The organism is Streptomyces cylindrosporus (genome assembly GCF_022698165.1).
GTDB classification, from domain to species: domain Bacteria; phylum Actinomycetota; class Actinomycetes; order Streptomycetales; family Streptomycetaceae; genus Streptomyces; species Streptomyces cylindrosporus.
On the sequence record NZ_JALDAY010000010.1, the window covers coordinates 299,342 to 313,116 of the forward strand.

Consider the following 13,775-nt stretch of genomic DNA (forward strand, 5'->3'; position numbering starts at 1 on the left):
CCCCGCTCACAAGCACAGACGAGAGGTGCCCCGTCCCTGGTGACGCGGGCACCTCTCGGTGTTTGACGGCCCGGGTTCCGGATAATGATCGTCCTGTTGTCAGTGGGGCCCGGTACGCTCGAAAGCACGATGACAGAGGACCTCTCACCGGCCGAGCGGTACGCGGCTGCCCGCAGTCGCGCTGCCGAGCAGGCCACCGCGCTCGCCTCCTTCCGCGAGATGTACGACTTCGGCCTCGATCCCTTCCAGATCGAGGCCTGCCGGGCACTCGAAGCGGGCAAGGGAGTGCTGGTCGCCGCGCCCACCGGCTCCGGCAAGACGATCGTGGGCGAGTTCGCCGTCCACCTCGCCCTCCAGCAGGGCAAGAAGTGCTTCTACACGACACCCATCAAGGCGCTGTCGAACCAGAAGTACGCCGACCTGTGCCGCCGTTACGGCGCCGACAAGGTCGGCCTGCTGACCGGCGACAACAGCGTCAACTCCGAGGCCCCGGTGGTCGTCATGACCACCGAGGTGCTCCGGAACATGCTGTACGCCGGCTCCCAGACCCTCCTCGGCCTCGGTTACGTGGTCATGGACGAGGTGCACTACCTCTCCGACCGCTTCCGGGGCGCCGTATGGGAAGAGGTGATCATCCACCTTCCCGAGTCGGTGACCCTGGTGTCCCTGTCGGCCACCGTGTCGAACGCCGAGGAGTTCGGCGACTGGCTGGACACCGTGCGCGGCGACACCGAGGTGATCGTCTCCGAGCACCGGCCGGTGCCGCTGTTCCAGCACGTGCTCGCCGGACGGCGGATGTACGACCTGTTCGAGGAGGGCGAGGGCAGCAAGAAGGCCGTCAACCCCGACCTGACCCGGCTGGCCCGCATGGAGGCCCAGCGGCCGTCGTACCAGGACCGCAGACGCGGCCGTGCGATGCGCGAGGCGGACCGGGAGCGGGAGCGCAGACAGCGCTCCCGCGTATGGACGCCGGGCCGCCCCGAGGTCATCGAGCGGCTCGACGCCGAGGGCCTGCTGCCCGCCATCACGTTCATCTTCAGCCGCGCCGCCTGCGAGGCCGCCGTACAGCAGTGCCTGTTCGCGGGGCTTCGGCTGAACGACGAGGAGGCGCGGGAGCAGGTGCGCACCCTGGTCGAGGAGCGCACGGCGTCGATCCCGACCGAGGACCTGCACGTCCTGGGCTACTACGAGTGGCTGGAGGGCCTGGAGCGCGGTATCGCGGCCCATCACGCGGGGATGCTGCCGACGTTCAAGGAGGTCGTCGAGGAGCTGTTCGTGCGGGGGCTGGTGAAGGCCGTGTTCGCCACGGAGACGCTGGCCCTCGGCATCAACATGCCCGCGCGCTCCGTGGTGTTGGAGAAGCTCGTCAAGTGGAACGGCGAGCAGCACGCGGACATCACCCCGGGCGAGTACACGCAGTTGACCGGGCGTGCGGGGCGTCGGGGGATCGACGTCGAGGGTCATGCCGTCGTGCTGTGGCAGCGCGGGATGAGTCCCGAGCACCTTGCGGGGCTGGCGGGCACGCGCACGTATCCGCTGCGGTCCAGCTTCAAGCCGTCGTACAACATGGCGGTCAATCTCGTCGAGCAGTTCGGGCGGCACCGCTCGCGTGAGCTGCTGGAGACGTCGTTCGCGCAGTTCCAGGCCGACAAGTCGGTCGTCGGGATCTCCCGGCAGGTGCAGCGCAACGAGGAGGGGCTCGAAGGCTACAAGGAGTCCATGACCTGCCACCTCGGGGACTTCGAGGAGTACGCGCGGCTGCGGCGCGAGCTCAAGGACCGGGAGACCGAGCTGGCCCGGCAGGGAGCCGCCGAGCGGCGGGCCGAGGCCGCGGTCGCGCTGGAGAAGCTCAAGCCGGGCGATGTCATCCATGTGCCGACCGGGAAGTACGCCGGGCTGGCGCTGGTGCTGGACCCCGGGCTGCCGGCGGGCCGGTCGAACGGCCATCGCGGGTTCGAGCACCACGACGGGCCCCGGCCCCTGGTGCTGACCGCCGAGCGGCAGGTCAAGCGGCTGGCCTCGATGGACTTCCCGGTGCCGGTCGAGGCGCTGGAGCGGATGCGGATCCCGAAGTCCTTCAACCCCCGCTCGCCCCAGTCCCGTCGGGACCTCGCGTCCGCGCTGCGGACCAAGGCGGGGCACATTCCGCCGGAGCGTGCGCGCAAGAAGCGGTCGCAGGCCGCCGACGACCGGGAGATCGCCCGGTTGCGTACGGCGATCCGGGCGCATCCCTGCCATGGGTGCAACGAGCGTGAGGACCACGCGCGTTGGGCCGAGCGCTACCACCGGCTGCTGCGCGACACCTCGCAGCTGGAGCGGCGGATCGAGGGGCGGACCAATACGATCGCGCGGACCTTTGACCGCATCGTCGCGCTGCTGACCGAGCTGGATTATCTGCGGGGTGACGAGGTCACCGAGCACGGCAAGCGGCTGGCCCGGCTGTACGGCGAGCTCGATCTGCTGGCCAGTGAGTGTCTGCGGGCCGGGGTCTGGGAAGGGCTCGGGCCCGCGGAGCTCGCGGCTTGTGTCTCGGCTCTGGTGTACGAGGCGCGGGTCGGGGACGACGCGATGGCGCCGAAGCTGCCGTCCGGGAAGGCCAAGGCCGCGCTGGGGGAGATGGTGCGGATCTGGGGGCGGCTGGACGGGCTCGAGGAGGAGTTCCGGATCACGCAGTCCGAAGGGGTCGGGCAGCGGGAGCCTGATCTAGGGTTCGCCTGGGCCGCGTACATGTGGGCCTCCGGGAAGGGGCTTGACGAGGTCCTGCGGGAGGCGGAGATGCCGGCCGGGGACTTTGTGCGGTGGTGCAAGCAGGTGATCGATGTGCTGGGGCAGATCTCGGCGGCGGCTCCGGTTTCCGGTGGGGAGGGGTCGACTGTGGCGAAGAATGCGCGGAAGGCTGTTGATCTGTTGCTGCGGGGGGTTGTGGCCTACTCGTCTGTGGGGTGACGGGTTTGGGGCGCGGGTGCGGGTGAGTGGGGGCTGGTCGCGCAGTTCCCCGCGCCCCTTTGGGGCGCGTCAGTTTTGCCCGTGTTTCAAATAGTTGCGCCAGCTTCCGTACGACGTGATGTCTTCGGCATTGCCCAGTGCGCTGGGCTCACACAAGAAGCCGGGGGTGCTCGTGCCGTCCGACAACTGCACGCTGCCCAGGGTCATCGGGCGGGGGAGTGTGGTCAGCAGGTGGCCCAGGCCCGCTGCCGGTAGGCGCCAGACCTCGGTCTCGATCTCGGCTCCGCCCTCGCCCACGTACACCAGCCCCGGCTTCGGCGGTTCCGTCCTCAGCGCGTGCAGGCGGTAGGCCGGGGCCGTCGTGGTCGTGCGGTCCAGGCGGGCGCCCAGGGACAGGAGTTGGGGGTTGAGGGGCTGGCCCGTGAGGTGGGCGCCCACCACTGCCAAGCGGGTTTCCGGCTGGAGGAGTGTTGCGATTCTCGCCAGGCGGTCGTCCGTGAACGCCGGGCCGATCAGCATCACGCCGAACGGGAGGGCGTTCACCTCGCCAGCGGGGACGGCCACCGCCGCCAGGTCGAAGAGGTTCGTCGAGTTGGTGAAGCGGCCCAGGCGGGCGTTGGCGCCCAGGGGGTCGGCCGCCACCTCGGCGAGGGTGGGGTGGCCCGGCGTCGTGGGCAGCAGGAGGGCGTCCGTGTCGGCGAGTTCGGTCAGGGCGCGGGTGCGGAGGGCTGCCAGGCGGTCCATGTCGGCGTACAGGCGGTGGGCCGGGATGTCGCGGGCTCGGGTGATGATGCCGGCGACCGTGGGGTCCAGGCCCTCGGCGTTGTCCGCTGTCGCCTTGTCGATGAATGCCCCCACCGCCGTGTAGCGCTCGGCCACGAACGCACCCTCGTACAGCATCGCCGCCGCCTCGGTGAACGGCGTCAGATCGAGAGTGCGGATGTCCGCGCCCGCCTCGGCGAGCTGCCGTACCGCCGCCTCGTACGCCTGCGCCCAGCCCTCGTCCAGCTCGCCGAGCTGGTCGAGCGGGGGGACCGCGATGCGCCAGGGACCCGGGGTGCGCTGGGGGAGCGGCGGGAGTTCGCGGGCCGGCGGGGAGGTCATGAAGGACAGGGCCTGTTCGGCCTCCGGGAGGGTGCGGGCGAAGACCGTCACGCAGTCGATGGAGGCACAGGCCGGGACCACGCCCGTCGTCGGGACCAGGCCCCGGGTCGGCTTGAGGCCGACGATGCCGTTGAAGGCCGCCGGGACCCGGCCCGAGCCCGCCGTGTCCGTGCCGAGGGCCAGGTCGACCAGGCCGAGGGCGACCGCGACCGCGGAGCCCGAGCTGGAGCCGCCGCTGATGCGGGCCGGGTCGTGGGCGTTGCGGACAGCGCCGTGCGGGGAGCGGGTGCCCACCAGGCCGGTCGCGAACTGGTCCAGGTTGGTCGTGCCCAGGACGATCGCACCGGCCGCGCGGAGGCGGGCGACCACCGGCGCGTCCGCTTCGGGTTCGTAGGCGTACGCAGGGCAGCCCGCGGTCGTCGGCAGGCCGGCCACGTCGATGTTGCCCTTGGCGGCGAGCAGGCGCCCCGCGAGGGGGAGTTGCTCCCCGGCTGCGACGCGTTCGTCCAGCGCCCGGGCCTCCGCCTCGACCTCGTCCCGCGGGCGCAGGTCGATCCAGATCTCGGGGCGGTCCACCGCCTCGATGCGGGCGTAGGCGGCGCGGACTCGGGAGACGGTGGTGGACATCGCTCGTTCCTCTTTCAGTTCGCGGCGGGGGCCAGGACGACCAGTGCCGTTCCCGCCTCCACCTGGTCGCCCGGCCTGGCCAGGATCTCCGTCACCACGCCGGCCGTCGGCGCGTGCACCCTGGACTCCATCTTCATCGCCTCCAGGCTGAGGAGTGGCTGTCCGGCGGTGACCTCGTCGCCGGGCTCGACGTTCAACTGCCAGACCGACGCGGCGAATTCGGCCTCGATCAGGTGGCCGCCGGGCGGGACCGTCACCTCGGCCGGGGGAGGTGCCGGTGTGCTCGCGGCCTCCGCCCGGGTGAACTCGCCCGCCGCCTCCCAGGCGTCCCGCTCGGCCCCGAAGGCCGTCTGCTGCCGGGTCCTGAACTCCCGTATCGAGTCCGCGTGTTCGGCGAGGAAGGCGCGGTGGTCGGCGAGCGAGAAGGTGCCCTCCTCGATGCGGGGGACGAAGCGGCCCGACGTGATGTCGGCCCGGAGTTCCAGGAGTTCGTCCGCGTCGACCGGGTACCACTTGACGCGGTCGAAGAAGCGCAGCAGCCAGGGGGAGCCGGGTTCGAATGCTCCGCGCTGCTGCCAGGCCGACCAGACCTGGGTGGTGCGGCCGACGAACTGGTAGCCGCCGGGGCCCTCCATGCCGTAGATGCACAGGTAGGCGCCGCCGATGCCGACCGAGTTCTCGGCGGTCCAGGTGCGGGCCGGGTTGTACTTCGTCGTCACCAGGCGGTGGCGCGGGTCCAGGGGAGTGGCGACCGGGGCGCCCAAGTAGACGTCGCCCAGGCCCAGTACGAGGTACTCCGCGTCGAAGACCGTGGCGTACACGTCGTTCACCGAGTCCAGGCCGTTGACGCGGCGGATGAACTCGATGTTCCAGGGGCACCAGGGCGCGTCGTCGCGGACGCCCGCCATGTAGCGGGCGATCGCCTCGCGGGTCGCCGGGTCGTCCCAGGAGAGGGGGAGGTGGACGGTGCGGGAGGGGACGACCAGTTCGTCGGTGGGGGGCAGGGCCGCCGTGATCTCCCTTACCAGGGCCAGGAGTTCGTGTTGGGGGAGGCGGGCCGGGTTCGTCTGGATCTGGAGGGAGCGGATGCCCGGTGTGAGGTCCGTGATGCCGTCGAGCTCGGCTTCCGTGACCGCCTCCATCAGGGCGTGGACGCGCATGCGCAGGGCCAGATCGAGCTGCATCTCGCCGAATTCGACCAGCAGGTTGTCGTCGCCGCTGCGGCGGAACGTCACATCGCCGTCCCGGGCCAGTACGCCGCCGTCCACGATCTCGGGGCGCGGCGAGCCGTCGACCGTCACAGGGACGAACTTCACGGTGTCGCCCGGCCGCAGCTGGCCCAGCTTCCAGCGTTCGGTGCTCAACACCGTTGCCGGGCAGACGAATCCGCCGAGGGAGGGGCCGTCGGGGCCGAGCAGCACCGGCATGTCGCCGGTGTAGTCGACGGCGCCCACGGAGTACGGGGTGTCGTGGATGTTGGACGGGTGCAGGCCCGCCTCGCCGCCGTCGGTGCGGGCCCAGCGCGGCTTGGGGCCGACCAGGCGGACACCGGTGCGGGCCGAGTTGAAGTGGACCTTCCAGTCGGCGGCGTAGAAGTCGCGGATGTCGTCCTCGGTGAAGAACTCCGGTGCCGCGTGCGGGCCTTCGACCGCGCCGATGTGCCAGGTCGAGCCGTAGGAGGGGCGGTCGGCCACCGGCGTGCCCTCGGCCGTGGCTCCGCCGTGCAGCACGTCACCCGTGCGCAGCGCCCGGCCGCCGTGCCCGCCGAAGCGGCCCAGCGTGAAGGTGCTCGCGCTGCCGAGGAAGGAGGGTATGTCGAGTCCGCCGCCCGCGAACAGCACGTAGGTGCGCAGGCCGTGTCGGTCCGGTGCGCCGATCCGCAGCAGGGCGTTCGCGGGCACCGTCACCGGCTCCCACTGGGGGACCGGCCGCCCGTCCACGCTCACTTCCGCCGGGGCGCCCGTCACACACACCGTCGTCGGGTGCGAGAACCTCAACGACGGTCCCTGGAGCGTGCATTCGAGGCCCGGGGCGCCCTCCTGGTTGCCGAGTGCGCGGTTGCCGAGGCGGAAGGCGAGGTCGTCCATCGGGCCGGACGGGGGCACGCCGACCTGCCAGTAGCCGGTGCGGCCCGGCCAGTCCTGGACGGTGGTGAGGGTGCCGCCGGAGACGACCTCGATGCGCGGGGTCGGGTCCGCCACGGCCGCCAGGGTCGCCGTCGAGTGGGCCGCCGTCGCGAAGTCCCGGTCCTTGAGCGCGGCCCGTACCAGTCCCAGGTTCGTCTCGATGCCGTCGACCCGGGTACGGGAGAGGGCCTCGTCGAGCCGCTCCAGCGCGTGGGCGCGGTCGGTGCCGTACGCGATGACCTTCGCGAGCATCGGGTCGTACGACGTCGTCACCTCGGTGCCGGTCTCCACCCAGCCGTCGACGCGCACGCCCGGCGGGAACTCGACCCGCGTCAACAGGCCCGCGCTCGGCCGGTGTTCGCGCGAGGGGTCCTCGGCGTAGAGGCGGGCCTCGACGGCGTGGCCGCGCGGTGCGCCGGGGTCGCGCACGACCTCGCGCTCGCCGCGGGCCAGGCGCAGCATCCAGGCGACCAGGTCGACGCCGTAGACCTCCTCGGTGACCGGATGCTCCACCTGGAGGCGGGTGTTGACCTCCAGAAAGTAGGCCTCCTCGCGGGCGGCGTCGTACACGAACTCGACCGTCCCGGCGGAGCGGTAGCCGACGGAGGCGCACAAGTCGCGGGCGGAGGCGGCCAGTTGCTCGCGCACGCGGGGCGGGAGCCCGGGTGCCGGCGCCTCCTCCACCACCTTCTGGTTGCGGCGCTGGAGGGAGCAGTCGCGGTCGCCGAAGGTGACGACCCTGCCCTCGCCGTCGCCGAAGACCTGGACCTCGACATGGCGGGCGTGCTCCACCAGGCGCTCCAGGAAGACGCCCGCGGAGGAGAAGGAGGCGGCGGCGACGCGCTGCACCCGCTCCCAGGCGTCGGCCAGTTCATCGGCCGACCGACATGCCGACATACCGATACCGCCACCGCCTCCGGTCGCCTTGAGCATCACCGGATAGCCGATCGCCGCGGCCCTCGCGTGGGCCTCCTCCAGCGACGCCAGCAGACCCGTCCCGGGCGCCAGCGGCACCCCCGCCGCCTCAGCCGCCGCCCGCGCGGTGTGCTTGGCGCCGAACAGTTCCAGCTGCTCGGGCGTCGGGCCGACGAACACGATCCCGGCGTCCTCGCAGCGGCGCGCGAAGGCCGCGTCCTCGGACAGGAAGCCGTAGCCGGGGTGGATCGCGCCCGCGCCGGAGTCCTTGGCCGCCCTCAGCACCAGGTCGGCGTCGAGGTACGACTCCTTCGCGGGCGCCGGGCCGAGCCGTACCGCCTCGTCGGCGAGCCGGACGTGCGGGGCCGAGCGGTCGGGGTCGGAGTACACGGCGACCGTGCGCAGGCCCAGTTCGCGGGCGGTGCGGATGATCCGTACCGCGATCTCGCCCCGGTTGGCGACCAGCAGCTTGTCGAAGCTCATGCGGCTTCCCCCGTGGCGGCGGCCTCGATGGTCATCTCCACGGCCGTCGGCTCGAAGCCGTTGCACGGGTTGTTGATCTGCGGGCAGTTGGAGACCAGGACGAGGACGTCACGCTCGGCGCGCAGGGTCAGCTTCAGGCCCGGCGCCGAGAGACCGTCGACGATCCCGAGCGTGCCGTCCTTCTCGACGGGCACGTTCATGTACCAGTTGATGTTGGAGACGAGGTCGCGCTTGCCGAGGCCGTGCTTGGCGCCCTCCGCCAGGAAGTTGTCCACGCAGGCGTGCTGGGACCAGGTGTGGTGGCCGTAGCGGAGGGTGTTCGACTCCTTGGAGCAGGCGCCGCCGACCGTGTCGTGGCGGCCCACGTCGTCGGCGGTCAGCGTCATCAGCGGGGTGTGCTCGTTGGACATCAGCACGCTGCCCGTGGTCAGGAAGATGCCGCCCTGGGCGTGGATGGTGTCGGGGGCGCTGTAGCGGACCGAGGTGTCGTGGGCGTCGTAGACGAGGAAGTCGACGGCCTGGTTTCCGCGCAGGTCGGTGATGGTCAGCGTCTGGCCCGTGCGGATGACGGACGACCAGGAGGCGCGGGCCGGCACCACGCTCTTCGTGCTCATGCGAGCCCCCTTGCGGCAAGGAATTCGGCGGTGTTCAGGAAGGCGCGGCGGCCCTCGGGCGTGGCTTCCCACAGCGGGTCGCCGGGTGCGGTCGGCGCGGCGCGCCAGGCCAGGACCTCCAGCGGGGTGCTGACGTAGTCGGGGCGCGGGTCGGCCGGGTGCGGAACGTTGGCGATCAGCACGGTCAGGTCCTGCTCGGCGCGGAGCGTGACGCTGCCGCCCGGGCCGGTCGAGCCGGTGAAGTCGAGGGAGCCGTCCTCGCGGACCTGCACGCCCTGGAAGAAGGAGAGCGAGGGCGGCAGGTCGCGTGGCTCCAGGCCGTTCTTCGCGGCCGCCAGCTTGAACAGCTCACGGCCGGCGGGGGAGCCGGACTGCGGGGTGCCGTCGCCGTACCGCTCGGTGTTGCGTACGAGGGTGGAGGTGCCGCACAGCGCGTCGTGCCGGCCGGAGGTGTCGGCGACGACGCTCGCGAGCACCCGGCCCTGGTCGGACAGGAGCAGCCGGTCCTCGCCGAGGTAGGCGTTCCACTGGACCTTGACCGTGTCGGCGACGTTCAGCCGCTCCCAGGGCCGGTCGGCCACGTACAGCAGCAGATGCGCGCAGGCGTCGCCGCGCAGGTCGGTCAGGCGCAGCTCGGTGCCGCGGGCCAGGACCCGGTGCGTGTAGTTGCCGCCCGCGACGGTCTCCGCCCAGACCAGATGGCCCGCCGCACAGGGCGGGTCCGGCCAGTCGACGGCCGGGACCACGGGCATGGCCTCGGCGCGGGTGCCCTCCTGGGCGCGGGCGTGGTCGCGGGCTCCGTACGTGGTCTCTGTGGCCATCGCGGGACCTCCGGGTGCGGGCGGACGGTTTTCGCCGGGGGCATTGCCGGCGGCTTTCACCGGGGGGTATTTCTGTCGCTCGACAGAAATTAGGCGCGGGGCGGGTCGTCGGCGTTGCCCGCAGGTTGCCGGTCGGTTACCGACCTCTCACCGGGATCGCCCGCAGACCGCCGCTGACCTGCGTGTGCGAGGATCGAGGCCATGGGGACGACAGGTGGGCGCCGGGTCGGCAGGCCGCGGGCCGCGCAGCGGCCGGACAGCGGACTGGAGCCGCGCGACGAACTCCTCTCCGCCGCCGCCGAGTTGTTCACCACCCGGGGTTACGCGGCCACCACCACGCGTGCGGTCGCCGAGCGCGCGGGCATGCGGCAGGCCTCGATGTACCACTACGTCTCCGGCAAGGAGGAACTCCTCGCCGAGCTCCTGGAGTCCACGGTCACGCCCTCGCTGGCGTACGCCCGTGAGCTCCTCGCCGACGACAGCGTCCCGGCCGAGGACCGGCTGTGGGAGCTGTGCCGCACCGACGTCGAGCTGCTGTGCGGCGGCCCGCACAACCTCGGCGCGCTGTATCTCCTGCCCGAGGTGCGGGCCGAGCGGTTCGCCGGCTTCCACGCCGTGCGCGCCGAACTCAAGGACGCCTACCGGCAGTTGCTCGCCGCGACGGACGCCGGTGGTGCGCTCGCCAAGAGCGAGCTCGACCTCCGTACGGACCTGCTGTTCGGGTTGATCGAGGGCGTGATCCTGGTGCGCCGCTCGGGCTCCGAGCGTCCGGTGCCGGTGTTCGCGGAGGCCACGGCGGACGCCGCGCTGCGCATCGCCGGCGCCTGAACCACGCCCGGGTCACGGGTCCGGGCCGGACTTCACCCCTCACGGTGAGTGATCATCGTATGCCCGTTCGCCGTGACGCATCGTGTTCGATCGGGGGCGCAGCGTGTAAATGGAGTGAGCGTACTCGCTTCGCGCGCCCTGTTTCAGGCGGTTGCTGAATATGACACGGCGATGATCCGGTCGGACTAAGCTCGCCCGCAGCGCACCGAGTTGAGATGTATTCGTGCGCTTGTTCCCTATATGTGCGACTCCGAGCCGATTCGTTTCAGAGGGCTTACATGGTGAGTGTTCAATCCCCTCCCGGCCGCCGTGAACTTCCCTACGCGCGCGTGCTGTTGCTCCCCGCGATACTGATGGCCGCGGCGACCGGGGCCGCCGTCGCCGTGGTGTCCGACCCGGCCCGGGCCGCCGTCGGCTGGTGTGGCGGCGCCGCCACGCTGCTGGTGATCGCCGCGGCGGCCGAGGCCGTACGGCGCGGCCGCAGCCTGCGGGCCCTGCGCGACCAGACCGCCCGTCACACTGCGTATCTGGAGCAGCGTCTCGCCGGGCACGAACAGCAGATGCTCCGCATCGCGCACGAGATCGCGCCGACCGCGATCTACTGGTTGCGCAAGGGAAATTCGCCCGCAGAGGTGATTCGCCAACTCCCGAACGTCGACCCGAGCTACGCCGAACTGTCCGAGGGGCAGCTGCGGTTGCTCCGGACGGTCCTCGACATCGTCGACAATGAGGAAGCAATGCGGGACTCCTCGCAGCGCTCCTTCGTCAGCATCGCCCGCCGCGTTCAGGCGATCGTGCACCAACAGGCCAAGGAACTCCGGGAGATGGAGGAGGACCACGGCCGCAACCCCGAGGTCTTCGACGACCTGCTGCGCATCGACCACGGCACCGCGCTGATCGGCCGGCTGGCCGACTCGATCTCCGTCCTCGGCGGCGGCCGCCCCGGCCGTCAGTGGCCGCAGCCCGTCCCGCTGTACAGCGTGCTGCGCGGCGCCATGTCCCGGATCCTGGAGTACCGGCGCATCTCGCTGGACAACATCGCCAAGGTCAACATCCGCGGCATCTCCGTCGAGCCGGTCATCCACGCCTGCGCCGAGCTCCTCGACAACGCCACCCGCTACTCGCCGCCGCAGACCAAGGTGCACGTCACCGCGACCGAGGTGCAGACCGGCATCGCGATCGAGATCGAGGACGCCGGCGTCAGCCTCAGCGAGGAGGCCCGCACCAAGATCGAGAACCTGCTGGAGCAGGCCAAGGCCGGCGTCGACGTGCAGGAGCTCGGTGAGTCCCCGCGCCTGGGCTTCGCCGTCGTGGGCCGCCTGTGCAAGGCGTACGACATGCAGATCGCGCTGCGTGCCTCGGCGTACGGCGGAGTCCGCGCCGTGCTGGTCGTGCCGCGCGTGATGACGACCGAGGACGAGGCACCCGGCCTCGCCCACGGTATCGGCATCACCTCGGCGCCCAAGCTCGACATCGGCGGGATCGAGGGTCCCAAGCGCCCCGTCAAGCGGCGCCGTCCCACCAGCCCCCGCATCCCCGCCGGCGTCTCCATGGAGGACGAGGTCCCCGTCGTCACCGAGTGGACGGCCGGCGGGCTCCCGCAGCGGCGCAGCCGGGTCAAGACCCCGCTCAGCGTGCGCCTCGCCCAGCAGGCCGCCGCCGAAGAGGCCGAGCGGGAGGCCCGGGAGTCCCGGCCCGCCTGGGCGACGCCCGAGCCGGAGCCGGAACCGGAGGAGAAGGACGAGCCCGAACCGGGGCTCTGGGTCGAGGCGTTCTGGAACGGCCTGAAGGGCACCCCCGACCCGTTCGACATTTCCCAGCCGACCAACGAGCCGGCCCGTGTTGAGGCCGACGAGGAGAGGGACCCCAAGTGATCCAGCAGCGAGCCAACTTCGACTGGATGCTCAAGGATCTCGCCGACGGAGTACCCGGCATCGAGATGATCGTGGTGCTCTCCGCCGACGGCCTGCGCATCGCTCGCTACGGAGGTGATCCCGACGCGGCCGACCGCGTCGCCGCGGCCTGTGCGGGCCTGCAGAGCCTCGCGGGTGCCGTCGCCCAGGAGATCCCGGACAGCGACGGCCGCATGAAAATGGTCCTCATCGAGATCAACGGCGGCTACTTCTATCTGATGGCCGCCGGCCCCAACGCCTACCTCGCGGTCCTGTCCGACGTGGTCGCCGAGCCGGGCCTCATGAGCAACCGCATGCGCGACCTCGTGGTCCGCATCGGCGCCCACCTCACCAGTCCGCCCCGGCGCAACGGGCAGGCCGTATGACTCCTCCGCAACGCCGGCGGCGATTTCCCAAGCAGGAGCCGCCGCCACCCCCGCAACCCGCCAAAGAGGGCGTCGAGAAGGCCCCGGAACGGCTGTACGTCGTCGCCGGACCGGACGGCGAGCGGGCCGACATCGACCTGGTCACGTTAATCGTGGCGCGCGCGGATCCGCCGGCCTCGGCCACCCCGGAGCAGTCGGCGACGCTCCGGCTCTGCGCGGCCCCCCTCTCGGTGGCCGAGCTCTCGGCCTATCTGAACCTGCCGTTCAGCGTGGTGACCGTGCTGCTCACCGACATGCTGACGGCCGAGCTGGTGCAGGCGCGCGCCCCGATCGTCCGGCAGGCGCTCCCCGACCGTTCCCTTCTCGAAGCGGTGATGCATGGACTTCAAAGGCTCTGACACCATCCCCGGACCACGCTCGGAGGATCATCTGCCGCACACGGCCGAGGCCGCGGTGAAGATCGTGATCGTGGGCGGCTTCGGAGTCGGCAAGACGACGATGGTCGGTTCGGTCAGCGAGATCAGGCCGCTGACCACCGAGGAGACGATGACGCAGGCCGGCATCGGGGTCGACGACAACTTCGGCTCCGACACCAAGACGGCCACCACCGTCGCCATGGACTTCGGCCGGATCAGCATCACCGACCAGCTGGTGCTGTACCTCTTCGGCACGCCCGGCCAGGAACGCTTCTGGTTCCTGTGGAACGGCTTGTTCGAGGGCGCGCTCGGCGCGGTCGTGCTGATCGACACCCGGCGCCTGGAAGTCAGCTTCGACGTCATAGGGCGACTGGAGGAGCGAGGCGTGCCCTTCGTCGTCGCCGTCAACTCCTTCCCGGACGCCCCCCGTTACCCGATCGCGGAGCTGCGCACGGCCCTCGACCTGCCCGAGGAGATCCCGATCATCGAGTGCGACGCGCGCCGCCGGGCGTCCAGCAAGGACGTCCTGATGACACTGATGCGCTTCCTGCACGCGCTGGCGCTGGCGAAGGCGCCGGCGTGACGCCCGTACATCCCTGACCCACGACCCATCACCT

At 71.4% G+C, this 13,775-nt stretch carries 10 protein-coding genes; 6 read left to right on the plus strand and 4 right to left on the minus strand.

The window, feature by feature from the left end:
* Window positions 1-84: 84 nt before the first annotated feature.
* Window positions 85-2,946, plus strand: a complete 2,862-nt coding sequence (locus tag MQP27_RS32195) for a DEAD/DEAH box helicase (RefSeq protein ID WP_242770648.1) — start codon at window positions 85-87, stop codon at window positions 2,944-2,946.
* Between the two features lie 69 nt (window positions 2,947-3,015).
* On the opposite strand, the gene atzF is transcribed toward MQP27_RS32195, so the two are convergent.
* The 4 genes from atzF to MQP27_RS32215 are packed head-to-tail and all read right to left on the minus strand — an operon-like array spanning window position 3,016 to window position 9,636.
* On the minus strand, window positions 3,016-4,677 hold the full coding sequence (gene atzF / locus MQP27_RS32200) for an allophanate hydrolase (RefSeq protein WP_242770650.1): 1,662 nt from the start codon (window positions 4,675-4,677) through the stop codon (window positions 3,016-3,018).
* Between the two features lie 14 nt (window positions 4,678-4,691).
* Window positions 4,692-8,201 (minus strand): 5-oxoprolinase/urea amidolyase family protein, encoded by a 3,510-nt coding sequence (locus MQP27_RS32205; protein WP_242770659.1) that lies wholly within the window; start codon window positions 8,199-8,201, stop codon window positions 4,692-4,694.
* Window positions 8,198-8,815 carry an urea amidolyase associated protein UAAP2 gene (locus MQP27_RS32210; protein ID WP_242770661.1) on the minus strand — a complete coding sequence of 206 codons (618 nt, stop codon included), beginning with the start codon at window positions 8,813-8,815 and terminating at the stop codon, window positions 8,198-8,200. Before MQP27_RS32210 ends, MQP27_RS32205 begins: the two co-directional genes overlap by 4 nt.
* Window positions 8,812-9,636: an urea amidolyase associated protein UAAP1 gene (locus MQP27_RS32215; protein ID WP_242770663.1), complete on the minus strand. Its 825-nt coding sequence runs from the start codon at window positions 9,634-9,636 to the stop codon at window positions 8,812-8,814. The genes MQP27_RS32210 and MQP27_RS32215 overlap by 4 nt, the downstream gene beginning before the upstream one ends.
* 201 nt (window positions 9,637-9,837) lie before the next feature.
* Here MQP27_RS32215 and MQP27_RS32220 point away from each other — a divergent pair, with 201 nt between their 5' ends.
* From MQP27_RS32220 to MQP27_RS32240, 5 genes are all read left to right on the plus strand, one after another.
* A complete protein-coding gene (locus MQP27_RS32220; protein ID WP_242770665.1) occupies window positions 9,838-10,464 on the plus strand; it encodes a TetR/AcrR family transcriptional regulator in 627 nt (208 codons plus the stop codon).
* Between the two features lie 278 nt (window positions 10,465-10,742).
* A complete protein-coding gene (locus tag MQP27_RS32225) occupies window positions 10,743-12,338 on the plus strand; it encodes a sensor histidine kinase (protein WP_242770667.1) in 1,596 nt (531 codons plus the stop codon).
* Window positions 12,335-12,742, plus strand: a complete 408-nt coding sequence (locus tag MQP27_RS32230) for a roadblock/LC7 domain-containing protein (protein WP_058926362.1) — start codon at window positions 12,335-12,337, stop codon at window positions 12,740-12,742. Before MQP27_RS32225 ends, MQP27_RS32230 begins: the two co-directional genes overlap by 4 nt.
* On the plus strand, window positions 12,739-13,140 hold the full coding sequence (locus MQP27_RS32235) for a DUF742 domain-containing protein (RefSeq protein ID WP_242770670.1): 402 nt from the start codon (window positions 12,739-12,741) through the stop codon (window positions 13,138-13,140). The genes MQP27_RS32230 and MQP27_RS32235 overlap by 4 nt, the downstream gene beginning before the upstream one ends.
* Window positions 13,121-13,741 carry a GTP-binding protein gene (locus MQP27_RS32240; RefSeq protein WP_242770672.1) on the plus strand — a complete coding sequence of 207 codons (621 nt, stop codon included), beginning with the start codon at window positions 13,121-13,123 and terminating at the stop codon, window positions 13,739-13,741. The genes MQP27_RS32235 and MQP27_RS32240 overlap by 20 nt, the downstream gene beginning before the upstream one ends.
* The last annotated feature ends 34 nt before the right edge of the window (window positions 13,742-13,775 follow it).

Bases quoted from the DNA above. Each gene is read 5' to 3' on its own strand.
- MQP27_RS32220 (WP_242770665.1), top strand. From the start codon at position 9,838: ATGGGGACGACAGGTGGGCGCCGGGTCGGCAGGCCGCGGGCCGCGCAG.
- MQP27_RS32215 (WP_242770663.1), bottom strand. From the start codon at position 9,636: ATGGCCACAGAGACCACGTACGGAGCCCGCGACCACGCCCGCGCCCAG.
- MQP27_RS32210 (WP_242770661.1), bottom strand. From the start codon at position 8,815: ATGAGCACGAAGAGCGTGGTGCCGGCCCGCGCCTCCTGGTCGTCCGTC.
- MQP27_RS32195 (WP_242770648.1), top strand. From the start codon at position 85: ATGATCGTCCTGTTGTCAGTGGGGCCCGGTACGCTCGAAAGCACGATG.
- atzF (WP_242770650.1), bottom strand. From the start codon at position 4,677: ATGTCCACCACCGTCTCCCGAGTCCGCGCCGCCTACGCCCGCATCGAG.
- MQP27_RS32235 (WP_242770670.1), top strand. From the start codon at position 12,739: ATGACTCCTCCGCAACGCCGGCGGCGATTTCCCAAGCAGGAGCCGCCG.
- MQP27_RS32225 (WP_242770667.1), top strand. From the start codon at position 10,743: ATGGTGAGTGTTCAATCCCCTCCCGGCCGCCGTGAACTTCCCTACGCG.
- MQP27_RS32205 (WP_242770659.1), bottom strand. From the start codon at position 8,201: ATGAGCTTCGACAAGCTGCTGGTCGCCAACCGGGGCGAGATCGCGGTA.
- MQP27_RS32240 (WP_242770672.1), top strand. From the start codon at position 13,121: ATGGACTTCAAAGGCTCTGACACCATCCCCGGACCACGCTCGGAGGAT.